Source organism: Aeromonas sp. s4, from assembly GCF_040907855.1.
Classification (GTDB): Bacteria; Pseudomonadota; Gammaproteobacteria; order Enterobacterales; family Aeromonadaceae; genus Aeromonas; species Aeromonas caviae.
In genome coordinates this window covers 192,509-215,439 of record NZ_JBFOCP010000030.1, presented here as the reverse complement: position 1 = coordinate 215,439, position 22,931 = coordinate 192,509, and the positions used below count along the sequence as shown (strand labels likewise).

Here is a 22,931-nt window from a genome sequence, read left to right as displayed (position 1 = left end):
ACCATGGCCGCCCCTTGTCATACCCGTCTCGTCCTCAGTGGGAGGAGTCGTTGGCCTTGCACTCGTCAGAGTCCTTGTTGGCTTCCCACCAGGGCAGCAGCTCGCGGCCGAGCCACTGCTGGTAGGCCTCGCTGTCATTGGCAATCAGCTGGTCCAGCTCGGCTTCGAAGGCACTCATGGCCTGCTGCTGATCCGGGTTGCGCAGGGCCTGGGCCATGGCCAGCCAGTTGGCGCTGCGACCGGTTTCGTTTAGGAAGCGGTGTACCGTGTAGGACCAGGAGTAGACCATCTCGCCGCCCTTGTCGTAATCCAGGTGCAGGATGTCGGCCAGGGCCGGACGATCGTTGGCCGGGCGGCCGGCGACGTTGTCCAGACCACGGGTGAAGCACTGGCCGTGGGCGATGAATTCCGCCAGCCCTTCCGACCACCAGGTGGTGCGGTTGAGCGGGTAGTGGCCGAAGCTGCCGTACTGGTTGAAGCGGCCGTCCAGGTAGTGCACGTACTCGTGGCGCAGGTTCCACACCTGGAACGCAGGACGCTTCCACTCCGCCTCGTAGGCGAAGAAGCGGGCCTGGTTGCCGGGGCGCGCCGGATCCCCTTCGAGGTAGATGCCGCCGTTGTCGGTGGAGACGCCGCCAAACAGAGCACTGCCGTAGCGTTTCCAGTCGGCGGAGGAGTTGAAGACCACCAGTTCCAGCGCCTCGTTATTATCATCCGCCACCGGCTGCCAGCCGGTCTCCATCTGCTGATGGAACTGCTGCTCTTCGGCACCCAGTTCACGGCAGATCCCCTCGGCCTGAGCCATGGTCAGATCCTGGGCCCGCAGGCGCAGGGTCGGTGAGCAGGTGTGCTCGAACGGCAGCACGTCCTCCACCCGGACAGGGGTGCAGAGCCCGGCGAAGTCACCGCTGATGCAGGCTTCGCTGGTGCGGTCCGTGTAGGTCAGGTAGTAGGTGGAGAGGGTCAGCGACATGTCTTCCAGCAGATCCTGGCTCTGCTGACCACCAGGGATCAGGTCGTGGTGGCGAACCAGTGCGATGACGGAGTCATCCAGCAGCTTGCGGTAGCCATCGAGCTCGTCCGGGCGGGTATAGCGGGCGACCCGGTAGAGGCGGGTGTAGGTATCCAGCACGTTGTTGAGCAGGAACAGATCGGCGCCATCCCTTCCTTGCCACAACGCGAGTTCGCTCATGCCGAGGGCGTGCAGCTGCTTGCGCAGCTCGCCATCCTGCTGGCGGAAGTCGTTGGCGAAGGGGTCGCTGTAGTCGCTGGCGAAGTCGAGGAAGTTGAGCAGATCGAACAGGCCGGTTGCCCAGGCGTGCTGACCGTTGATCTCGCTGGCATGGCGGGTGCTGTAGGCCAGCATCTGGTTGAACTCGCCGAGCAGGGTGCCAAAGCGGCTCTGCACTGCCGGGCTCTTGAACTGACCGTGCAGGGCGATGCTCCAGGCACCCATGACGGCGCCTACTTCGTCGCTGGCCTGCTCCGGGAAGAGCAGCGGATGGGCGCCCAGCGCGGTCAATGCCTCGGCCAGCGCCTCGGCGGCAGCCGGGCCGTCTTCCTTGTGCTTGCCGTAGTTGTGGTAGTTGTGGGCACGCACGTATTCCAGCAGCAGCTTCATGGCCGGATGGGCCGGCTGATTGGCCGCCAGCAGGCGCTGGATGCCGCGCGACACGGCCAGCAGCTTGGTGTCATCGTGACCATAGTTCTCCTGCCAGACCGGGGCGGGCAGGCCACTGGCATCCTGTACTATCTTGGCTGCTTCGGCATCCAGCAGTTCGGTGCCCGGCAGATCCGGCTCGGAGCAGGCGCGGCCGTCGGCACGGCGACAATCGAGCTGCTCTTCCTTGCTGGCCAGCACGATAGGGCGGTTAAGCACCCGGCTCTCCTGCCACTCGGTTGTTTCCGGCAGGGTCTGCCATTCGCTGCCCCCCACCGGGTATTGATAGCCGGTGTCCTTCAAGACCACCTGCACTTCGCTGCCGGCGGGCAGGGTCTGACGGCACACCCGATAGCTGATGGTCTTGTCCCCTTCCTGACGGGTCTGGGGTTCATCGCACTCCTGCTGGGCCTTGATCTCGTCCAGCAACCAGGTGTACTGGCGCCAGACGTGCAACTCGCTCACCTGCTTGGCGGCCTGGCTGCCCGCGATGGGCTGCAGGCGGAAGAAGATCTGCTCGAGGCGGCCATCCCGTTCATTGGGGGTCTCTTCCAGCACCTTCAATTGCTGCCAGTTTTGCGGCTGGTACTGCCATGCCTGCTCGGCGCAGCGACCTTCGGCGTTAAGCTCACAGCGATCCAGCTCCTGCTCGCTGTGACCCAGGATGACCCGCTCAGCCAGCGGCAGACGATCCTGACGCGGCGCGGTCGGGGTGCCCGCCAGCGGCTCCCAGCGGCCCTGCTTCATGCCGTAGCCATAGTCATAGCTGCTGGCCGGGACGGCCTTGCCGGCCGGTACCACCTCTTCACAGCTGAGGTAGCGGATCTGCCAGCCCTGCTCGATCTTGAGTTGCGGCTCGCCGCACTGCTGCTCTGCCAGCGCAGCCAGGTTGGCATCGCGCCAGTCGAAGCGGCGATACACCCTCAACTGCTGATAAGAGGCGTCGCCGCTGTGGGCGCTCAGTTCAAAGGTCACTTCGGTGAGACGATCCCCCAGCTGACGGCTGGCTTCGCCTTTGAGTTGATACTGTTGCCAGTCGGAGGGGGAGTAGTTGGCCAGCGCCGAGGTGGCGAGCAGGCCTGGGGCTGCCAGGAGCAGCAGCCGGGGAGAGAGGTGCTTCATCATGATCCCTTTGGTGGATGGAGAGGCGTGGGGACCAGAGAGGTTATTGGGCTCCAAAGGAATATCAATTGGCCAGATGGCGCAGCGAAATGATGCATTCGGGAGCAAACAACATAAAAACAGCCCCAAAGGGGGCCGTGTTGATAGCAAGGACTCCGCCCCATATGGGGGAGGCGTCACTCCTCTTGTCGCAAGCTGCGGGCGAGCAGGGTGCGGGAGGGTTTCAGATTGCCGCCGAGATCCGGCCAGGGATGCCACTGGTCCGGCACCATGAAGCCGGGTAACGACAGCCTGATCCAGGCGGCCAGCTCGGCAGGGGGGACTGGTTCGCCGTGCCAGTCGATGAAGGCGGCGGGCCTATGCCCCCACTCGTCGCTCGGCACCGGCACCACCAGGGCCTGGGCCACGGCGGGGTGATCCACCAGCCGCTGCTCTATGGTCTCGGGCTGGATGTTCTCCCCTCCCGAGATGAAGAGGTTGTCGAGCCGCCCCTCCACCACCAGATCGCCCCCCGGAGTGAGGCGGCCCTTGTCCCGGGTGTGGAACCAGCCCTCTTCATCGAGGGGGCGCACCAGCTCGCCCTCCCTGAAATAGCCGGCAAACAGGGTCTCACCGCGCACGCAGATCTCCCCCTGGCGGATGCAGACCTCCCGCCCCGGCAGCGGGCGACCCACCACGCCGGCGGCGCAGGGTTGCCCGGTGCAGACCTGGCTGCCCATCTCGGAGAGGCCATAGCTCACCTTGGGCTCCAGCCCCAGAGCGGTCAGCCGGTTGACCAGGGGCGCCGGGATGGCGGCGCCCCCGAGCAGCAGCTCTCGCACCCGGGTGCGGGATGGGTCGAACCCCTGTGCCAGCAGGCGCCAGAGCTGGGTCGGCACCAGCGAAAGGTGGGTGATGGGCTGATCCTCGAGCCGCGCCTTGAGGGGCCGGGTGCGATCGTCCAGCACCAGGGCGGCTCCCGCCAGGAAGACCCGGAACAGGATGGCGTAACCGCCGACGTGAAACAGTGGCAGGGAGAGCAGCCAGCCGCAGGCTTCGTCCAGGGGGATCAGGGTGGCGGAACCCCGGGCCGAGGCGAGGTGGTTGGCGAGGCGGTGTACCACCGCCTTGGGGGTACCGCTGGATCCCGAGGTGAGGATCATGTTGTTCGGCTGGTCGGGTACCAGCGGGGACTCCCCATCTGCGGCCAGCTCGCCCGTGAAGTCGAGGCTGAGGGCTTGCCAGTCGCCCGCCGGGATCTCGCCTGCCGACCAGAATGCCCGGGCCTCGAGCTGGCTCGCCAGTTCGCTGTGTCTGGTTGCCGGAAAGGCGGGATTGAGGGGGCAGAAGACGATGCCGCTGCGCACGCAGGCCCAGGCCAGCAACACATCCTCCAGGGCGCCGCGCACCACGGCGGCGAGATGATCTCCCCGTTCCAGCCCGGCCCGGGCGAGCTGATTGCACAGGTTGTTGAGGCGCAGGTCGAGGCGCTGGTAGCTAAGAGGCTCCCCGCTGTGGATGGCAATGCGATGAGGGGCCAGTGTCGCCCAGCGTCGTACCGGGCAGGTTTCCTGCCGTGGGATCTGACGGGTCACCATGGGTCAGTCACGGTGAAACAGGGGGTCCATCCTGCCCGGATCGGGTTGCCCCTGCTTGTCCAGCAGATCCCTGGCCAGCCAGCGGCGGGTATCGAGGCCAGGGGCCTGATCCGGCGCCCACTCCCCTGCGAGGCGGGCGAGCTGGCCGAGGCCGAGACCGGACTCGAAACAGGAGGAGACGATCACCTTGAGCTTCAGTTCGCGAGCGCGGGCCACCAGGGCCTCGCTGTTGGCCAGGGCGCCGAGCAGGGTCGGCTTGAGCACCAGGGCGCGTAGTTGCGGGATGGGCTCCCAGGGCTTGCCCTGGGCCAGCAGTTCATCCAGCGCCACCGGCATGCCGGTGCGGCTGGCGACGAAGGCGATGTCCTCGAAGTCGGCGCACAGATCTTCGAGGTATTCGATGCGATTCGGATCCAGGTGGCCGCAGAAGGCCCAGGCCTCCTCGCGGGTCCAGCCCTGGTTGGCGTCCAGGACCAGTTTGAGGTTGGGGCGCCGATCGAGCAGCAGCCGGATCAGCGCCAGCTCGTCGCGCATGGGGTAGCGGGCTACCTTCAGCTTGGCCTTGAGGGGGGTCTCGTGCAGCCACTGCTTCCAGTTCTTGAGCAGCTCCTGGGGGGAGCCCTGGATCAGCGGATAGGGCTCGGGCAGGGGGGCACCCTGCTCGGGCCAGCTACGACGGGCGCAGTCGAGCCCGAACTGCACCGAGGGCAGCTGTGGCGTCGGGGTCTGTCCCCGCGCCAGCTGCGCCAGACAGTCGAGGGCCTCGGCCTGGGCATCGGCCAGGGTCTCTTTGGAAAATCCTGGCAGGGGGGCTATCTCCCCCCAGCCATCGTCGATGCGTACCAGCAGGCCCTCGCGCGCTACCTGCAACTGACCGTGAAAGGCCAGGGGCTGGGTAAAGGGCAGTTGGTAGCGGTAGAGGGCGAGTGTCATCAGGGATTCCGCTTGTATTTGGAGAAGTCGGGACGGCGTTTCTCGTTGAATGCGTTGCGCCCTTCCTGACCCTCTTCGGTCATGTAGAACAGCATGGTGGCATTGCCTGCCAGCTCCTGCAAACCGGCCTGGCCGTCGCAGTCGGCGTTGAGGGCCGCCTTCAGGCAGCGTAGAGCCATGGGGCTGTGTTGCAGCATCTCGCGGCACCAGCGCACGGTTTCACGCTCCAGCTCGGCCAGGGGCACGACGGTGTTGACCAGCCCCATGTCGAGGGCCTGTTTGGCGTCGTAGAGGCGGCAGAGGAACCAGATCTCCCGAGCCTTCTTCTGGCCGACGATGCGGGCCATGTAGGAGGCGCCCCAGCCGCCGTCGAAGGAGCCCACCTTGGGGCCGGTCTGGCCGAACTGGGCGTTGTCGGCGGCGATGGTCAGGTCGCACATCATGTGCAGCACGTGGCCGCCACCGACGGCGTAGCCAGCCACCATGGCCACCACGGGTTTGGGGCAGGTACGGATGTCACGCTGGAAGTCGAGCACGTTGAGGTGATGGGTGCCTTCATCGTCCTTGTAGCCACCGTAGTCGCCGCGGATCTTCTGGTCGCCGCCGGCGCAGAAGGCCTTCTCGCCGAAGCCGGTGAGGATGATGGAGCCGACCTTGTCGTCGTAGCGGGCATCGGCCAGGGCTTGCAGCATCTCTTTCACGGTGCGGGGGCGGAAGGCGTTGCGCACCTGGGGACGGTTGATGGTGATCTTGGCAATGCCCTCTGGGGACTTGTGATAGAGGATGTCCTCGTAACCGGCGGAGCAGTCGTGCCACTCGACAGGGGCATAGAGCTCGGCTTCCGTCATTGCTTCAATCATGGATCTTCTCTTCTGGTTGGTGAGCCCACTCCCGCAGGAGCCGGGCAAAGGTATCGGGCTGGCTTGTGTGCAGATTGTGTCCGCCATCCAGAGCCAAGTGTTTGATATTGCAGCCTTGCTTTACCAACTGGCAAGCGAGGGCATGGAATTTGTGATCCCGGTTGCCGGAGATCCACTGCACCGGCAGCCGGGTATCCCGAAGCCAGGGGGCGAGATCCGGCTGTCGCCCCAGGGACGTGGCCCTCAGCATGGCGGCCACGGCCTTGCCGTCGTTGCCAAGGCGGCGTGCGGCCTGGTGGGTGCGGGCATCGTCGTCCAGGTCGGCGAAGACGCCCTGGCGGTACCAGTCGGCAAGCACCCGGGTCAGGGGCTCGCACTCGAAACGCCGGGCCCAGGCTTCATCGTGAGCGATGCGGGCCGGACGTTCACCAGCAGGCAGCCCGGGGTGGCAGTTCTCCAGCAGCAGGGCCTGCAACCCCGCCGGGGAGTGGCTGGCGTGATGAAGCGCGAGCCGCCCCCCCAGCGAATACCCCACCAGCCGGTAGTGGGCGATATCCCGTGCGGCCAGCTCGTCGCAGAGCCAGCGATGGGCCTCGTCAAAGCCGCTCACCCGCAGTGCCCGGTTGCGGCCGTGGCCCGGCAGATCCAGGGCATGGCACGGGACGCCGGGCAGGGCCTGGATGACAGGTCGCCAGTCGTCGGCGTCCCCCAGCAGGCCGTGCAGCAGCACCAGTGGTACGGCGGGATCAGAGACCACGGATAGCGGCTCCCAGTGCCTTGAGATCCTCGGCGACTTCACTGCTCGGTACCTTGATTTCAATCAGGGTTACCCCGTTTTTCAGGGCTGCGGCATAGTCCCGCTCAAATGCGTCGAGGGTGGTGGGGGCCCGGTAGTGCAGGCCGAACATGGCGGCGGCGTGCTCGAAGTGCAGGCCGTGGGGCAGGCAGTAGTAGGTCTCCAGCAGGGCGTCCTGGGTGGGTACAGGCAGCATGCGGAAGATGCTGCCGCCGTCGTTGTTGAGCAGGATCACCACCAGGGGGCGGCTCCCCTTGCCGAGCAGCGCCAGGCTGTTGAGATCGTGCAGGGCGCTGAGATCCCCGAGCAGCAGGGTGGTGGGCTCGCGACTGTCAGGCGGGACCGACTGTGCGAAGCCGTATGCGGTGGCGATAAGGCCATCGATGCCGGAGGCGCCGCGGTTGGTCATCACCCGGCTGGGGCCCTTGCCCACCTCGCCCAGCATGTCCATCAGCCGGGCCGGCATGCTGTTGCCGACGAACAACTGACCCTGGATGAGCTGATTCAGGCGGTGGCACACCCCTAGCTCCGAGAAGCGATCACAGGCGGTGCGGATCTGCTGGCTGATGGCCTGCTGGCGCGCGGCCAACTGGTGCCAGGGCTGCTGTGAATGGGGGATTGGATGGGCGGCCGCAAAGGCGGCGGGGTCGCACACCAGGCGACGGCGCAGCCGGTAGTCGGGGTCGAGGCGTGCCGGCTGCGGGTCCACCAGCCAGTAATCCTGCCAGGGGTGTTGTTTGATGAACTGGCCGAGGCGCTTGGAGATGAGGCGGGCGCCGAATTGCAGCACTACCTCGGCGCGGGCCAGCTCGGCCATGAAGTCGCTGTGTTGCAGGGCGAGATCCGTGTGGACGAGGTTGCGATCATCGAAGCGGATCTGGCTTTGCAGATCCGCCAGCAGGGGCCAGCCGAGGCGGTCGGCCAGCTCGGCCACCGCCTTGCCTTGCACCGGATCCTGGATGCGCCCGGCGACGATGACACCGCGCTTGCCCTTCAGCTCCTCCCAGTCCGGCTGGGCGGGGCAGCCCGGCTCGCCCGCCAGCCAGGGGCTCCAGGGCTTGGCCGAGTGCAGCCAGTCGCCGAGGGGCGCCAGGTAGTCGGCAAAGTCCAGGTAGGTATCGCCGGGATAGAGGGGCTCGGGGTACATGCAGTTGAAGTGCACCGGCCCCGGGGTGTGCGCCTGTCGGGCCAGGGCCTGATCCACCGAGCTCAGCACGAAGGCCGCCGGAATGGTGGGAGTGGGGCTCGGCAGATTTTGCTGATAGACGGGGTAGCGACCGAAGATCCCCGGCTGATCAATGGCCTGGTTGGCCCCGTTGTCGATGAGCTCGGGTGGCCTGTCGGCAGAGAGAATGATGAGCGGTACCCCGGTGAGCTGGGCTTCCGCCACCGCGGGCCAGAGGTTGGCCACCGCAGTGCCCGAGGTCATGATGACCGCCACCGGGCGGCCGCTCCCCTTGGCCAGCCCCAGCGCCATGAAGCCCAGACCCCGCTCGTCGAAGTGCAGGTGGCGGCGAAAGCCCGGGTGGGCTGCGGCGGCCATGGTGAGCGGCGCCGAGCGGGAGCCGGAGGCCAGAGCGATGTCGCGCACGCCGAGGCGAAAGAGCTCTTCCAGCAATAGGGAGGACCAGACATGGTTGAAGGTGGCGTGATGGCTGGCAAAGGCGTGATGCGCGGACACGTGGCTGGCGGACATGAAGCTCTCGCAGTGAGGAGTCGGTGAGAAACGCTATCCCAGCAGGGAGAGCACGTTGGCGATCTTGTTGTCGAGTTCGGCCCACTCGGCGGCGGGCTCCGATCCCGCCACTATGCCGGCACCGGCGAACAGGCTGATACGCGGGCCCCTGAGCCGGGCGCTGCGAATGGCGACGGAGAACTCCGAGGTCTCCCGGCTCAGCATGCCACAGGCACCGGCATACCAGCCGCGATCATGGGGCTCGCATTCACGGATGAAGGCGAGCGCCGCCTCGCGGGGGGCGCCCCCCACGGCGGGGGTGGGGTGCAGGGCAGCCAGCAGTTGCCAGTCGCAGACGCCGGGTTTGAGCTCGGCCTCGATGTCGCACTTGAGGTGTTGCAGCAGCCGCAATTTCAGAATGCGCGGCTCGGTCAGGGTGGCATCGGTCGTGAGGGGGGCCAGGCGGCTGAGAATGTCGGCGTGAACCAGCCGGTTCTCCAGCCGGTTCTTGCTGTCGGCCAGCAGCTCGGCGGCCAGGGCCGCGTCGGTCGCCTCATCCCCGGAACGGCGAATGGTGCCTGCCAGCGCCTCGGTAAAGAGGTGGCCCTTCTCCCGGCGGTAGAGGCGCTCGGGGGAGCAGGAGATGAAGCTCTGCTCGGGGGAGAACTGGAAGCCGAAGTGGAAGCACTCCTGGGCGTGGCGAGCCCACTGTGTCAGCAGGGACCAGGGGCAGAGTGGCGCATCGTGCGCCTCGCTCTGGAGCAGGCTCTCCCGCGACAGCACCACCTTGGGGGTGCGGGCCTGGAAGTCGGGGGCCGTGACCTGCTCCACCAGGGTCTGCCACTGGGCAGGGCCCGGCAGGTCCTGGCGCTGCCATGGCCGCTTTTGCAGGGCGGGCAGAGGGGCCTCGGGTTGCAGGGCATCGAGCGCCGCCTCGGCGGCGCAGAGTTCGGCTTCGAATGCGTGACCCTCTTCCCGGGCAGGCAGCCAGAGATTGAGGCAGAGGCTGGTGCACTCCCCCCGGCGTACCAGTTCGATGCGGGGCAGCACGAAGCGGCAGGGGCCAAAACCCTGCCAGCCGGGCAGATCCGGGTCGAACGCCAGACCGCCGTAGTAGCGAGGGCTGTCTTCACTGGCCGTGCCGGCAAGGTCGCAGACCCGCTGGATATCCTCCGGCCGGGTCAGCTCGTGAATGGCGCCAAGCGCCACGTACTCGGGGCTCTGTTGCCCTCTGGCGTGCCAATAGATGCGGGGGTAGAGCGTCTGGGCCGCCAACCAGCCGGGAAAGACGTCGACGTGAGCGGCCACGCGCAGTCGCACGAAACCGCTGACAGTGCTGTGACGCAGGGCGTCCAGTTGTTGCTTGAGGTGGGTCTGAGCCAACATGGATGTCTAGTCTGAGCCGGATAATCGCGATCGCTCCGGGGGAGGATGGCGCAGGTTGATGCCAAAGGGCGACGATTTCCTATATATTATCTGCCCATTCGTCCATGTAAATTGCCCGGGGGAGCCGACGCCCCCGCGCAGCCAAGTATACCTAAATCCGGTTCGATAACCCTTAACACGATCAATATCTGATTGTTTGGCCATCACAATATGACAAATACCTTCTCTGTTTGGTTGCTGGCGGCGCGTTTGCGAACACTGCCCCTGGCGTGCTCCTCCATCTTGCTGGGCTCGGGGCTGGCAGCCAGCCGGGGAGCGTTCGACGGCACCATCATGGGGCTCTCCCTGCTGACCGCCATCCTGCTGCAAATTCTCTCCAATCTGGCCAACGACTATGGCGATGCGGTCTCCGGTGCCGACAACGGGGAGCGGATCGGTCCCCAGCGCGCCGTGGTTTCCGGCCTCATCACCCGGCACCAGATGTGTGTGGCCATGGGGCTGACCGCCCTGGCGGCCGTGGTGAGCGGCCTCTCCCTGCTGGTCTGCGCCTTCGGGGAGGCGTGGCAGCAGATCCTGACGTTCATCCTGCTGGGGGGAGCGGCCATCGTCGCGGCCATCACCTACACGGTGGGCAAGAGCCCCTACGGCTATCGCGGCTTCGGGGACATCTCGGTGTTCCTGTTCTTCGGCCTGCTGGGGGTGCTCGGCTCCTACTACCTCTTCACCCATAGCCTGGAGTGGGACCTGTTGCTGCCCGCCACCGCCTGCGGCCTGCTGGCGACTGCCGTGCTCAACATCAACAACGTGCGGGACATCGAGACCGATGCCGCCAGCGGCAAGATCACCCTGGCGGTGCGCCTTGGCCGCAACCGGGCCATCGCCTATCACTGGGTCTTGCTGGGGGCGGCGCTGCTGGCGACCATCGCCTTCCTGCTGACTCAGCCTGCGAGCCTCTGGCCCTGGATCTTCCTGCCCGCCATGAAGCCCCTCACCGATGCAGCCCGCACCCTGCGAGAGAGTTTCGATGGCGAGGTGCTGACCGGCGCCCTCAAGAAGACCGCCATCAGCGCATTTCTGTTCAGCCTGCTGCTCTCCGCCGGGCTGGCGCTCACCTGAGGCCGACGCGTTTGGCAATGAAAAGGGCTCCCGAACGGGAGCCCTTTTTGTTGATGTGTCGACGCGTTGTTGTTTCATCAGACCGATGTGATGAGCGCCAGGGGAGGAGCATGCCGCCAGGCGAAGGATGATGCCAGGTGATGCAGACGACGAGGGCCCCCGACAGGGAGCCCTCGTGTGCATGAGGCGGGCTTGCCCCTGACGGGTCAGCTTGCCTGGGCCACGGCCGTGCGGCGAGAGAAGAAGAGACTGTCCAGCAGCCAGATGGCAACCATGGAGGCCCCCACCAGCGGGAAGCAGATCCCGAGCACGACCAGCACCGCGATGGCACCGCCCATGGGAGGCAGCTTGGCGGGCAGGGGCGGGGCGGCGAGGCGACCACTGGGACGGCGGCTCCACCAGATCCAGAGCCCGCTCACCGAGCTTGCCAGAATCATCAGGCAGATGAGCAGCATGACGAGCTGGTGCGGCCAGCCGTAGAGCTTGCCCATGTGCAGCATGACGCCGGTTTCCACCGTCTTGGCGACCGGGCCGTAATCCTGCCAGCGCACGTCGACCAGCACCTTGCCGCTGTATTGGTCGATGTGCAGGGTGGCGTCGTTGCGGGGATCATCGGCAAAGATGGCGATGGTATAGACGCCGGTTTCACCGACCGGGGGGGTGATGCTGTAACCCGGGCTGACCCCACGCTCGCTGGCGATGTCGACCACCTGTTGCAGCGGAATGCGATGGCTGGCCATGACCATGCCCTCGTGTCCGCCGCCATGGGTCATGGCGCTGTGATCATGGCTCTCTGCCGTGGGTTGGGAGCTCGGCATGGGCAGGGTCTCGGCCCCCCAGGAGACGGTCTGTTCGTGAGCCTGGTTGAGGCTGCGGGTGAGGGGGGCCGACTTGGGCACCTCGTTCCACATGGCCGCAGGGAAGCGGTTCCAGACGTCGGCGAACTGGCCGCCCCAGAAACCGGTCCAGGTCATGCCCGTCAGCAGCAGCAGCAGCAGGAAACCTGCGCCCCAGAAGCCGACCACGGCGTGCAGATCACGCCACCAGAGACGGCCGCGCTGGTGCATTCTCGGCCAGAGGATGCCTCCCACACCCGGTCCCTTGCGGGGCCACCAGAGATAGAGTCCGCTGACGAGGAGCACGATTCCCCAGCCTGCGGCCAGCTCGATCAGGCGATCACCCGTGGTGCCAAGCATCAGCTCCGCATGGAGAGCGCGCGCCACCGCCTGCAGGTTCCACTTGTTGTCCATGGTACCGAGCAGGGCGCCGTTCGCGGGATCCATGAAGAGGGTCAGCTCCTGCCCTTCACGCATCACGACTATCTGGGCGCTCGCGTCCGCTGCCACCGGGGGCAGGTATTTGCGCAGGCTGGCGTCCGGCATGGCGATGGTTGCCTTGGCCAGCAGCTGGTCGGCACTCAGGGTCTGGGTGGCGGGCGTCACCTTCATCAGCTGGGGGTAGAGCAGGTTGTCCAGCTGCGGCTTGAACAGGTAGACGATGCCGGTGAGGGAGAGCAGGATCAGGAAGGGGGCGACGAAGAGACCAGCATAGAAATGCCAGCGCCAGATCCGTTGGTAATAACTTGCGTCTTGTTGCTTCATCGTTGTTCCCTGGGTGAACGCCAAAAGGTTTCAGTAGGTGGAATGTTTTGAGTGGCGCGGATAATAGCAGCAACGTTTTGTTAACTGCAACAGAACATGTCGAAGAAATGTACATTCCGCCACCGGGGTAAAAACGGGGGTTGAATGGAGCTTTCCGTTCACAATGCGGGGAGCTTCATGGACTTTTCGGGGATAAATTCTTACTTTGTGGCAACACAGGGCATATCAGCCGCAGCGAAGGACTCAAGGCAGGAGGTGAACGTGCAAGCACACGGCCATTTTGAGATGCAGCGACAAGGGCAACTGCTGATCTGTCGGCCGAGCGGCCCTTTCAACCTGGCAGGCGCCATGGCCTATGAGGGCAAGTTCAGCCAGCAGATAAGCCGTTTGCAGGGAGCCCCCTGGGGCATCGTCGAGGTCGCGACCGAGTTCGAGGCCGCCGGCCCCGAGGTGCTGGCCCGTTTTCGTCGCCAGTTCAACTGGTGCGCCACTCATGGCTGCGCCTTTCTGGCGGTGGTCATGATCGGGGATTTCAAACGTTATCTGGCGGATCACGTCTTCAGCGAGCTTCCCTTTCAGGAGGTGCGCTATTTCGAGGAGGAAGCACAGGCCATCCACTGGCTGACACAGCGCCTCGAGGGGCTGCAAGGCAAGGAGATCCACGTCAGCACGGGTTGAACTTCCCGTTCATTCCAGCCTGATGAACCACTTGTCCCGCTCGTCGAGGCAGTCGGGCTCCCCCATCTCGAATTCACGGCAGATAAGCGGCCGCACCTCGTAGATGCGACACATCATGGTGTTGCGGTCGAGGGCGGCGCACCAGCCATCTTCCAGTCTGTGCATCACGGGCACTTCTCCTTCCCGTTCCTCGATATAGCGGTCCGGCACGCCGGTGTCGGTGAAGAGCATCACCTCGAGGCGGCAGCAGCAGGCTTCGCAGTTCTGGCAGCTCACATCGCTCTGGATTGCTTGGGTCATGTCACCTGTCTTGCCGCATGGCGGCGAATGATATGAAACAGGCGCCTGTCAGGCGCCTGTGGTCTGGCTGGGGCGTATGAAATACCTTAGCCCAGTTTGCGGGCACGGTAGCTGCGCCCCTTGATCTTGCCTTCCTGCAACCGCTTGAGGGCGGCGCTCGCCACCTGGCGCTTCACCGCCACGTAGGAGTACTGCTCGGAAATCTGGATCTTGCCCACATCGGCCCCGGCAATGCCGCCTTCGCCGGTCAGGGCGCCGAGGATGTCACCGGCACGCACCTTGCTCTTGCGGCCCGCATCGATGGAGAGGGTCACCATCTGCGGCGCGATCGGCTTGATGTCGCGGCCGATCCCGGCCAGGTCGCCCTGGGGAATGGGGGCCTGCTGGTACTCCTCGATGAAGTTGACGCGCTGGGCCTCGTTCGGCTGGTAGAGGCTCAGGGCCAGGCCCTGCTGGCCGGCGCGGCCGGTACGACCGATGCGGTGCACGTGCACCTCGGGGTCGTAGGTGAGCTCGTAGTTGATGACGGCCCCCAGCTCCTTGATGTCGAGACCGCGGGCCGCCACGTCGGTGGCGACCAGTATGGTGGCGCTGCCGTTGGCGAAGCGCACCAGCACCTGATCCCGCTCACGCTGCTCCAGATCGCCGTTCAGCGCCAGCGCCGAGAAGCCCTTGGCGGCCAGGTGATCGGCCACGTCGTTGCAGGCGCGCTTGGTGTTGCAGAACACCACGCAGGAGCCCGGCTGGTAGTGGCTGAGCAGCCAGGTGAGGGCATCGAGGCGCTGGCCGGCCGGCACTTCATACAGCTTCTGTTCGATGGCGCTCTCTTCATGCAGGGACTCCACGCTCACCTCCACCGGGTTGCGCTGCACGCCGCGGCTCATCTGGGCGATCCCTTCCGGATAGGTGGCGGAGAAGAGCAGGGTTTGCCGGTCCTGCGGGGCGTGGCTGATGACGCGGTTGATGTCTTCACCAAAGCCCATGTCCAGCATGCGATCCGCTTCGTCCAGCACCAGCGTTTTGAGGTCGTCGAGCTCAAGGGTCCCCTGCTCCAGGTGCTTGAGGATCCGGCCCGGGGTGCCGACGGCGATGTGGGCGCCAAAGCCCAGGGTGGCGGATTGCGGTGCGGTCGGGGTGCCGCCGCACAGGGTCACCAGCTTGACGTTGGGCAGGGTGCGGGCGAGACGGCGGATCTCGGTGGCCACCTGATCTGCCAGCTCGCGGGTCGGACAGAGCACCAGCGCCTGCACGGCCAGCCGGTTGACGTCCAGCTTGGCCAGCAGACCCAGGCCGAAGGCCGCGGTCTTGCCGCTGCCGGTTTTCGCCTTGGCGATCAAATCTTTGCCGTCGAGCACCAGAGGCAGGCTCTGGGCCTGGATCGGGGTCATCTGCAGATAGCCCAGGCTGGCGAGGTTGTCCTGCAGGGCGGAGGAGAGGTTCAGGCTGCTAAATTCGCTGTTGTTCACAAAAGGACTCTATGTCGGAAAACCAGAAATGGGGGTGCGCGGTGCGCAAGGGGGCGCATCATACCAGAATGTGCCGCCGGATGCGGTGAATATTTGAACGGTTGGCGTCATGGGTTGCCGATGGAGGCTTCTGTCTGCGTTGGCGGGCTTGCGGTATGTAAAAAGAGCACAATGGAACAGGGTGGTCATGGCCAGATCATGATGAATGGCGAGAAAACGTTTTTAATTAAACATGTCCTGGTGATGATGAGTCATCGGAGGATGCCATATGGGATATAGCCGTTATGAAATATATATACGAATGAGGAATAAAATTAATGAAAGAGCATAACTTATTGTTTTTGATTTATTTTTAAGCTTTCTCAATGACGATTAATAATCATGTGTCTTGGCAATTAATTTAAAAACGTTTGTATTATTTCGCATGCATATTTTTACCGCGGATTGTGATGATTCTCTGATTTTTAAATATGCAGTTCTTTATGATGGCGCCGGTCAAAAATAACAATTCAATGGGTGCTACTGGTATGGAATACGTTCATTTCGTGCTCGGACTCGTGATGGTCCTGGCATTGGCGTTGCTGGCAAACCGCCGCAACTGGAAACAGATCAAGCTGCGTTACATCGGCCAGCTGCTGGTGGTCGAGCTGGCGCTCGCCTGGTTCATGCTCAACTCCGAAGTGGGTCTGGCGGTGGTGGGTGGCTTTGCCGCCGGCTTCACCAAGCTGATGGAGTTTGCCAAGCAGGGGACCGACTTCGTGTTCGGCGGTCTGGTCAACGAAGGGGCCTTCTCCTTCTTCCTGATGGTGCTGATGCCCATCGTCTTCATCTCCGTGTTGATCGGTATTTTGCAGTACATCCGTCTGCTGCCCATCGTCATTCGTGGTATCGGCACCGTGCTGGCCAGGATCAACGGCATGGGCAAGCTGGAGTCCTTCAACGCCATCAGCTCCATGATCGTCGGTCAGTCCGAGAACTTCATCGCCCTCAAGAACATACTGCCGCACCTGAACGAGAAGCAGATGTACACCCTGGCGGCGACGGCCATGTCCACCGTCTCCATGTCCATCGTCGGTGCCTACATGCAGCTGATCGAGCCGCGCTACGTGGTGGCCGCGCTGGTACTCAACATGTTCAGCACCTTCGTGGTGCTCTCCCTCATCAACCCCTACGAGCCCGACAACACCGTGACCGATGCCAAGGCGCTGGCCGAGGGTGACGAGCACCATACCCCGAAGAAGGAGAACTTCTTCGAGATGCTGGGGGAGTACATCATGGCCGGTTTCACCGTGGCGGTGATCGTCGGTGCCATGCTGGTGGGCTTCATCGCCCTGATCGCCCTCATCAACTACCTGTTCGAGGCGGCGTTTGGCGTCAACTTCCAGCACGTCATGGGCTACATCTTCTATCCCGTTGCCTGGATCCTGGGCATCCCGGGCAGTGAAGCGCTGCAGGCCGGCTCCATCATGGCGACCAAGCTGGTGACCAACGAGTTTGTGGCCATGATGGATCTGGGCAAGATTGCCGCCGAGCTCTCCCCGCGCACCGTCGGCATCCTCTCCATCTTCATGGTGTCGTTCGCCAACTTCAGCTCCATCGGCATCATTGCCGGTGCGGTGAAGGCGCTCAACGAAGAGAAGGGCAACATGGTTTCCCGCTTCGGTTTGAAGCTGGTCTATGGCTCCACCCTGGTGAGCCTGCTCTCCGCCGTTATCGCCGGTGTGATGATCTAGGTCCTCCCCCCGCGCTGCTCATGACGACCCCCTGCCTTGGCAGGGGGTCTTTTTTTGGGCAGATGAGCGGGTGAACAGAGGAGGGGACTGGTCGGCAGCCCGGCCATCAAGCGCGGGGGTCTTCCACCTTGATGTTGGCGGGGACCCGCTTTTTGCCCAGCACCATGGCGCGGACCAAATCGCTGCGGGTGAGGCGATCGGTCAGGAGTACCACTGCCGCATGGACGCCAACGGCGGCCATCAGGGTGTTGGCGATGATGCCGTGCAGCTCCTCCAGCCACTCCTCGCCCCAGAAGGCATCCCAGGTGGTGAGCCAGCCGGTGACGACGGTCCCGACCAGGGACAGCAGCAGCAGCCAGATCATCAGGGAGCCGACCGGATTGTGGCCGAGGTAGTAGGGGTGGCGCCCCTGGGCGAGCTGGCGCAGGTAGTAGCGGACCCGGGCAGGGGTTGGCCACCACTGGCCGAAGCGGGCGTAATAGGGGCCGACCAGTCCCCACAGCAGGCGGATGATGAGCAGGATGCCCACCGCGTAGCCAGCATATCTGTGGGGTTTGCTGCCCTCTTCCAGCACGAAGAAGTTGAGCAGGCAGAGGGTGACGGTCGCCCAGTGAAACACCCGGATGAGGGGATCCCAGACTTTCACTTCAGAGGCAGGTGTCATGGCAAGGCTCCATGGTGGGGGCCGGGGGAAGACCGGCCCTGGGCGGCGTTACTCGTCGATCTCTTCTTTCACCTTTTTCAGGTCGGTCGGGTCGAAGTAGATCTCGACCTTGCGCTTCTCCTTGTCCCAGCCGTAGATCTCGTAGCAGCCGGTCTTGGTGGCCTTGAACTTCTTGATGTCGTAGCCCATCGCCTTGATCTGCTGCTGGGCGTCGGCTTCGCTCATCCACTTGCTCTTGTCGGCCTGGGTGCATTGGGGGTCGGCCAGGGCTGCGCCGCTCAACAGGGGGATCAGTAACAACAGGGGGGTCAGTTTCATTGCTTGCTCCTTGCGGGTGGTTGGGTCAACAGTCGCAAGGCTAATCAAGGAGCATTAAGGAAGAATTAAGGGAAAAGGGAAATGAATGGCTCTCCCCGGCAGGGGGCCGGGGAGAGGGTGATCAGCTCAGCTTGCCCCTGACCAGCCACTTGTCCAGCGCATTGGCGAAGCGCTGCTTGTCGGCGGCGTTGAAGGGCGCAGGGCCACCGGTCTGGACGCCGGCAGAGCGCAGCTCCTCCATGAAGTTGCGCATCCCGAGCCGTGCCTGGATGGTTTCCCGGGTGTAGATCTCGCCCCGGGGATTGAGCGCCTCGCCCCCGGCGTCGATGACCCAGGAGGCGAGGGGAATGTCGCCGGTGATCACCAGGTCGCCGGGCTTGACCTGCTGGGCGATGACATGATCTGCCACATCGAAGCCCTTCTCCACCTGCTGGGTCTTGATGAAGGGGGAGGGGGGGACTCTGAGCCCCTGGTTGGCCACTAGCGTGGTCACCACCTGGGCGCGGTGAGCGGCGCGGTAGAGGATGTCCTTGACCGGGATGGGGCAGGCATCGGCATCAACCCAGATGGGCATGGCATGGCTTCCTGTGTCTGGAACGGGTGGCGCATCTTAGCATGGCTGGTGCGGGGCGGCTGCCCCGGGGCTGAGTCGTCCCCGCCTTTGGTGTAAGCTGGGGCCTGCACATGAAACGAGAAGGAGACGAGATGGATCGGGTGCCCGGTGACGTGATTTATGGCCTGACCCTGGACGGCAAGGGGGGCATGACCCCGCTGGCCGAAGGTAGCGAGATCCCCTGTGCCCAGCCCGGCTGGCTGCATCTGGACTATGGCAACCCGGAGTCGGCGCGCTGGCTGCTGCAGACGCCGCTGCTGGGGGAGGCGGCCCGGGAGGCCCTGCTCGGCCAGAGCAATCGTCCCAAGCTGGTGCGGATGGGGGAGACGGTGCTGCTGATCCTGCGCGGCATCAACCACAACAAGGATCACAGGCCTGAAGAGATGGTGGCCCTGCGGATCTTCATCACGCCGGATCTCATCATCAGCAGCCGACGTCGTCCGCTGCTCTCCGAGAAAGATGTGTTCGAGCAGCTGTCGCTGGGGGGCGGTGCCGACACACCCGCCGACTGGCTGGTGGAGATATGCGACGCCCTGACCGACCGGGCCGGGGAGTTCGTCGAGGAGCTGCACGACCAGATCCTGGATCTGGAGGAGATGGTGCTGATGCGCGACCTGCCCGCCAACGGTCGGCTTGCGCGCATCCGCAAGCAGCTCATCATGATCCGTCGCTACCTCTCCCCCCAGCGGGATCTGGTGGCGCGCCTGGCCAACGAGAAGATCAGCTGGCTGGACGAAGATGACAGGCGACGCCTGCTCGACATCGCCGACCGCTTGCGGCGCTGGCTCGACGATCTGGATGCCGGGGTGGCGCGCACCGCCGTGCTGGCGGACGAGATCAACAACCTGATGGCGGAGGCGACCAACCGCCGTGCCTACCAGATGTCGGTGATGGCGCTGCTGTTCCTGCCCGCCAGCTTCCTGACCGGCCTGTTCGGCATCAACCTGGGGGGGATCCCCGGGGCCGAGAGTCCGACCGCCTTCTGGGTGTTCTGTGGCTTCCTGCTGGTGCTGGCGACCGGACTGGCGGTCTGGCTCAAGCACAGGCGCTGGTGGTAAGGAGTGAACATGACGACATGGGAATCTTTTGGCGTGAGCCTGCTGCTGTTGCTGGGGCACACCCTGGTGCGCGGCCTCATTCACAAGAGCCTGATGGCCCTTGGCCAGAGCCGGCAGGTGAGCGAGAACCGGGTACTCTACGTGGAGCACGTATTCCACTTCCTGCTGGGCTGCGCCACCCTGCTGATCCTGGCCGGGGTCTGGGGGCTCGACTTCTCCCGGCTGGTGGTGCTCGCCTCCTCCTTCTTCGCGGTACTGGGGGTCGCCATGGTGGCCCAGTGGTCGATCCTCTCCAACATCACCGCCAGCATCACCATCTTCTTCGCCTTCCCCTACAAGATTGGCGATCGCATCCGCATCCTCGACAAGGATGACTCCGTCACCGGCATCATCACCGAGATCGGCCTCTTCTACGTGCGGGTGCGGGATGACAACGGCGATCTGGTCACCTATCCGGCGAACCTTATTCTGCAAAAGCCGGTGAGGAGGCTGGAGGGAAAGGAGGCTGAGTCCACGCAGCCGGAATGAGAAAAGGCTCCCTCGGGAGCCTTTTTCGATGGGTGCTCAGCGTTCGAAGAAGCGGTAGAGGTGCTCGACCTGGACGGGGCAGTCGGCCACCAGGTGGATGTGGTCCCGTGCCTCCTCGGTGGACGAGAAGCTCATGGGGCACCCCAGGGTGTCCGTCATCACGTAGAGGTGGCCGTCTTGCCCCCTGAACTCCACGATCCAGCCGGGGGAGACGATGTCGTGCATGATCTCCGCCTCCTTGAACCTGTGCTGCTGGTGAAGCGCGCGCAATTCACTGACTGTCATGACATCCTCCTATGACTCATGGCGCCACCCTCAAGTCTAGTTCTCCTTCCCGGTGGCGCCGTCATCGGATCAGGGCGCCGTCGCCCCCTCCCGGGGTGGTTGCAGGGCGATCAGCAGCTCCCCGGACAGCGGCGTGACAGGGCCGGTGACCACCCTGGGTCTGGCCTTGGCATCCAGCACGAACAGAGGAATGGCGCCGGGATTGGCCTCCTGATACTGGTCCCAGTCGAAGGTGTCGCTCAGGCGGGTCGCCTTGATCTGCCCGCCCCGGCTCAGCAGGCCGCTCAGCCTGGCGAAGTTGATGTCGGCACCGAACAGGTTCTGGCGGGCACGGAAGGTGGCGCTCTCCCGGTTGGCCTTGCCGTGCTGTTCGCTGGAACGCAGGGAGTGGACCTTCTCCTCCCCGTAGAGGTGGGCGAAGTGCAGCACTCCAAGGGCGTTGTTGTGGCGGCTGGGAGAGAGCGCCAGCACGGTGCTGATGCTGGTGAGGGGCAGGTGCCGCTCGGCGTGCTCCGACTGGGGGTTGCCGAAGTAGCAGGGCAGGCCGCTCATGCGGGCCAGCTTGCAGTGCTCCCAGGCAGGATCGGAGAGCTGCACCGGGATCCCCTGATCCGCCAGCGCCTTGCCGATGGCCCGGGCCACCGAGTTGGCGCCGATGAGCAGCCAGACATTGGGGGCGCTCTGGCGCATGTCGAGCAATCTGGCCAATGGCGTGGCCGTCAGGCTCTGCAGCACCACGGTGAAGATGATGACCGCAAACACCAGGGGCACCAGCTTGTCGGCATCCTCAATGCCGGCCTCGTGCATGCTGATGGCGAAGGAGGCGCTGACCGCCGCCGCCACTATGCCCCGGGGGGCTATCCAGGCGAGCAGGGCGCGGGCGCGCCAGGGCAGGTCCGACCCCCGGGTCGAGACCAGGATGCAGAGCGGACGGGCCACGAACTGCACCACGCACAGCAGGGCCAGCACCATGGGGCCGAGCTGCCAGAGCTGGGCCAGATCGAGGCGGGCCGCCAGCAGGATGAAGAGGGAGGAGATGAGAATGACGGCGAGATCCTCCTTGAAGGCCAGCACCTCCTCCAGATCCAGCCCCTCCTGGTTGGCGAGCCAGATGCCGAACACGGTCACCGCCAGCAGGCCGGATTCGTGACTGAGCCAGTCAGACAGGGTGAAGGTCACCAGCACCAGCGCCAGTACCCCGAACTTGTGCAGGCTGACCGGCAGCCAGTCCTTGCGGATGAGCAGGGTGGTGAGCCAGCCGGCACCGACCCCGATGAGCGACCCCACTCCCACCGTCTTGGCCAGGGCCAGCAGGGTATGACCGACCAGATCCCCCTGGCTGCCGAGGCGCACCGCCTCGAACACCAGTACCGCGAACAGGGCGCCGATGGGGTCGATGACGATCCCCTCCCAGCGCAGGATCTTGTCCACCTCCCGGACCGGGCGGATCACGTTGAGCATGGGGGCGATCACCGTGGGGCCGGTCACCACCAGCACGGCGCCGAGCACCATGGCGACCCGCCAGTCCAGCCCAAGCAGGAAGTAGCTGGCGGCGCCGATGACGGCAAAGCTGGTCACCATGCCGGTGGAGCAGAGGTTGCGTACCACCTTGCCGATCCCCTTGAGTTCGGTCAGGTGCAGGGTCAGCGCCCCTTCAAACAGGATGATGGCGACCGAGAGGGAGACCAGGGGAAACAGCAGATCCCCCAGCAACTGATCGGGATCGAGCAGACCGGTCACCGGGCCGAGCAAGAGGCCGCTCAGCAGCAGGAACAAAATGGCGGGAACGCGCACGGACCAGGCAAGCCATTGGGCGAGCAGGGAGATGAGGGCTATTCCGGCGAGGGAGAGAGCAATCATGCCAACCTCGTACAGGTGATGGGGTTGGACCTAGTGTAGCGGGGAAGGGGGGCAAGATGACACCCGCCAGGCGTGCAGGGGAGAGCCGCTCAGATCAGATGGGGCTCTCTTTGTGGAGTTCGGTGACGCAATCGGTCACCGCCAGCACCAGGGCGGAGCGCACCATCTGATCGAGCCGGTTGAGCTGCATCTGGTAGAGGGGCCAGTCCTCCTCGTTGGCCGGGGGATCCTGCGGCATCATGCTGCCCTGCTGGATGGCATTCAGGCGCTCGAGCAGATCGCGGACCGGCTTGTCGCTGAAGCGGTAATCCTTGGGGTCGCGTACCAGAAAGTCGCGGATCTTCAGGTATGCCTCGAGATCCTGATAGCGCTCGAGGGAGATGAGGCCGAGGGCGAAGATGAGCTTGAGGCGCACCTCCAGCTGGCCGAGAGGGCCGCTCTGGTTGAGCAGGGGTTCGATGGCGTATTTGACGGCATACTCCTCCTGACGAAAGGCTCGCCGCATCAGGGAGTCGACCGCCTCTTCCAGGATGGTCACGACCTCGAGAAAGAAGCCGCGGGGGCCATCCTGCTCGTTCAGTCGCTCCAGTACTTCATCTTCCTGGTGTGTGGTCATAAGTGCTTCGGGTCCGGCTGACAGGGGGAGAGCAGGCCCTCCCCCGGTTTGTATCGTATGGGGTCCGTCACGGGCGGTGTGACGCC

21 protein-coding genes are annotated in these 22,931 nt (G+C 64.6%); 5 read left to right on the top strand and 16 right to left on the bottom strand.

All coding sequences use genetic code 11. The features are described 5' to 3' along the window. Nucleotides 1-34 precede the first annotated feature (34 nt). The 7 genes from AB5Y89_RS09735 to AB5Y89_RS09705 form a co-directional block, all read right to left on the bottom strand. Nucleotides 35-2,782, bottom strand: a complete 2,748-nt coding sequence (locus tag AB5Y89_RS09735; protein WP_368223641.1) for a collagenase — start codon at nucleotides 2,780-2,782, stop codon at nucleotides 35-37. Nucleotides 2,783-2,958: 176 nt separating this feature from the next. Continuing rightward, nucleotides 2,959-4,359, bottom strand: a complete 1,401-nt coding sequence (gene menE / locus AB5Y89_RS09730; protein ID WP_041214368.1) for an o-succinylbenzoate--CoA ligase — start codon at nucleotides 4,357-4,359, stop codon at nucleotides 2,959-2,961. A gap of 3 nt (nucleotides 4,360-4,362) precedes the next feature. Next, a complete protein-coding gene (gene menC, locus AB5Y89_RS09725) occupies nucleotides 4,363-5,292 on the bottom strand; it encodes an o-succinylbenzoate synthase (RefSeq protein WP_041212276.1) in 930 nt (309 codons plus the stop codon). Continuing rightward, on the bottom strand, nucleotides 5,292-6,140 hold the full coding sequence (gene menB / locus AB5Y89_RS09720) for a 1,4-dihydroxy-2-naphthoyl-CoA synthase (RefSeq protein WP_010672740.1): 849 nt from the start codon (nucleotides 6,138-6,140) through the stop codon (nucleotides 5,292-5,294). The genes menC and menB overlap by 1 nt, the downstream gene beginning before the upstream one ends. A gap of 4 nt (nucleotides 6,141-6,144) precedes the next feature. Then, nucleotides 6,145-6,909: a 2-succinyl-6-hydroxy-2,4-cyclohexadiene-1-carboxylate synthase gene (gene menH, locus AB5Y89_RS09715; protein ID WP_368223639.1), complete on the bottom strand. Its 765-nt coding sequence runs from the start codon at nucleotides 6,907-6,909 to the stop codon at nucleotides 6,145-6,147. Further along, complete coding sequence (menD, locus tag AB5Y89_RS09710) at nucleotides 6,899-8,644, bottom strand: 2-succinyl-5-enolpyruvyl-6-hydroxy-3-cyclohexene-1-carboxylic-acid synthase (RefSeq protein ID WP_368223637.1); 1,746 nt, start codon at nucleotides 8,642-8,644, stop codon at nucleotides 6,899-6,901. Before menD ends, menH begins: the two co-directional genes overlap by 11 nt. Before the next feature lie 33 nt (nucleotides 8,645-8,677). Next, nucleotides 8,678-10,009 carry an isochorismate synthase MenF gene (locus tag AB5Y89_RS09705; RefSeq protein WP_368223635.1) on the bottom strand — a complete coding sequence of 444 codons (1,332 nt, stop codon included), beginning with the start codon at nucleotides 10,007-10,009 and terminating at the stop codon, nucleotides 8,678-8,680. Between the two features lie 210 nt (nucleotides 10,010-10,219). Between AB5Y89_RS09705 and AB5Y89_RS09700 the strand changes: the two genes are divergently transcribed. Beyond that, nucleotides 10,220-11,125: a 1,4-dihydroxy-2-naphthoate polyprenyltransferase gene (locus tag AB5Y89_RS09700; protein ID WP_029313608.1), complete on the top strand. Its 906-nt coding sequence runs from the start codon at nucleotides 10,220-10,222 to the stop codon at nucleotides 11,123-11,125. Nucleotides 11,126-11,331: 206 nt separating this feature from the next. On the opposite strand, the gene AB5Y89_RS09695 is transcribed toward AB5Y89_RS09700, so the two are convergent. Continuing rightward, entirely contained in the window at nucleotides 11,332-12,726 is a 1,395-nt protein-coding gene (locus tag AB5Y89_RS09695) for a PepSY domain-containing protein (protein ID WP_045523081.1), read from the bottom strand. A 255-nt stretch (nucleotides 12,727-12,981) separates the two neighbouring features. On the opposite strand from AB5Y89_RS09695, the gene AB5Y89_RS09690 reads away from it, so the two are divergent. Then, nucleotides 12,982-13,404 carry a hypothetical protein gene (locus AB5Y89_RS09690; protein ID WP_039039773.1) on the top strand — a complete coding sequence of 141 codons (423 nt, stop codon included), beginning with the start codon at nucleotides 12,982-12,984 and terminating at the stop codon, nucleotides 13,402-13,404. Between the two features lie 9 nt (nucleotides 13,405-13,413). Here AB5Y89_RS09690 and AB5Y89_RS09685 read toward each other — a convergent pair whose 3' ends face one another. Continuing rightward, complete coding sequence (locus AB5Y89_RS09685) at nucleotides 13,414-13,704, bottom strand: YkgJ family cysteine cluster protein (RefSeq protein WP_039039772.1); 291 nt, start codon at nucleotides 13,702-13,704, stop codon at nucleotides 13,414-13,416. An 86-nt stretch (nucleotides 13,705-13,790) separates the two neighbouring features. Further along, nucleotides 13,791-15,170 (bottom strand): ATP-dependent RNA helicase DbpA, encoded by a 1,380-nt coding sequence (gene dbpA, locus AB5Y89_RS09680; protein ID WP_223919326.1) that lies wholly within the window; start codon nucleotides 15,168-15,170, stop codon nucleotides 13,791-13,793. Between the two features lie 527 nt (nucleotides 15,171-15,697). Between dbpA and AB5Y89_RS09675 the strand changes: the two genes are divergently transcribed. Beyond that, a complete protein-coding gene (locus tag AB5Y89_RS09675; RefSeq protein ID WP_041214374.1) occupies nucleotides 15,698-16,903 on the top strand; it encodes a NupC/NupG family nucleoside CNT transporter in 1,206 nt (401 codons plus the stop codon). 106 nt (nucleotides 16,904-17,009) lie between these two features. Here the strand turns inward: AB5Y89_RS09675 and AB5Y89_RS09670 are convergent, their stop codons facing one another. The 3 genes from AB5Y89_RS09670 to AB5Y89_RS09660 all read right to left on the bottom strand — a co-directional run bounded on the left by AB5Y89_RS09670 (nucleotide 17,010) and on the right by AB5Y89_RS09660 (nucleotide 18,459). Beyond that, on the bottom strand, nucleotides 17,010-17,567 hold the full coding sequence (locus tag AB5Y89_RS09670; protein ID WP_041214375.1) for a cytochrome b/b6 domain-containing protein: 558 nt from the start codon (nucleotides 17,565-17,567) through the stop codon (nucleotides 17,010-17,012). Nucleotides 17,568-17,615: 48 nt separating this feature from the next. After that, nucleotides 17,616-17,885 (bottom strand): PepSY domain-containing protein, encoded by a 270-nt coding sequence (locus tag AB5Y89_RS09665; protein WP_010672753.1) that lies wholly within the window; start codon nucleotides 17,883-17,885, stop codon nucleotides 17,616-17,618. A gap of 121 nt (nucleotides 17,886-18,006) precedes the next feature. Next, the gene (locus tag AB5Y89_RS09660; protein WP_103243801.1) at nucleotides 18,007-18,459 is read right to left on the bottom strand and encodes a YaiI/YqxD family protein; all 453 of its coding nucleotides are present in this window, start codon (nucleotides 18,457-18,459) and stop codon (nucleotides 18,007-18,009) included. A 131-nt stretch (nucleotides 18,460-18,590) separates the two neighbouring features. Between AB5Y89_RS09660 and zntB the strand changes: the two genes are divergently transcribed. Then, the gene (gene zntB, locus AB5Y89_RS09655) at nucleotides 18,591-19,556 is read left to right on the top strand and encodes a zinc transporter ZntB (protein ID WP_174213885.1); all 966 of its coding nucleotides are present in this window, start codon (nucleotides 18,591-18,593) and stop codon (nucleotides 19,554-19,556) included. Nucleotides 19,557-19,565: 9 nt separating this feature from the next. Beyond that, the gene (locus AB5Y89_RS09650; RefSeq protein WP_368223632.1) at nucleotides 19,566-20,084 is read left to right on the top strand and encodes a mechanosensitive ion channel domain-containing protein; all 519 of its coding nucleotides are present in this window, start codon (nucleotides 19,566-19,568) and stop codon (nucleotides 20,082-20,084) included. 36 nt (nucleotides 20,085-20,120) lie between these two features. Here the strand turns inward: AB5Y89_RS09650 and AB5Y89_RS09645 are convergent, their stop codons facing one another. From AB5Y89_RS09645 to AB5Y89_RS09635, 3 genes are all read right to left on the bottom strand, one after another. After that, nucleotides 20,121-20,369, bottom strand: a complete 249-nt coding sequence (locus tag AB5Y89_RS09645; protein WP_010672757.1) for a hypothetical protein — start codon at nucleotides 20,367-20,369, stop codon at nucleotides 20,121-20,123. Nucleotides 20,370-20,438: 69 nt separating this feature from the next. Then, nucleotides 20,439-22,229 (bottom strand): sodium:proton antiporter, encoded by a 1,791-nt coding sequence (locus tag AB5Y89_RS09640; RefSeq protein ID WP_139737611.1) that lies wholly within the window; start codon nucleotides 22,227-22,229, stop codon nucleotides 20,439-20,441. Nucleotides 22,230-22,323: 94 nt separating this feature from the next. Continuing rightward, nucleotides 22,324-22,845: an MltR family transcriptional regulator gene (locus tag AB5Y89_RS09635; RefSeq protein WP_010672759.1), complete on the bottom strand. Its 522-nt coding sequence runs from the start codon at nucleotides 22,843-22,845 to the stop codon at nucleotides 22,324-22,326. Nucleotides 22,846-22,931 lie beyond the last annotated feature (86 nt).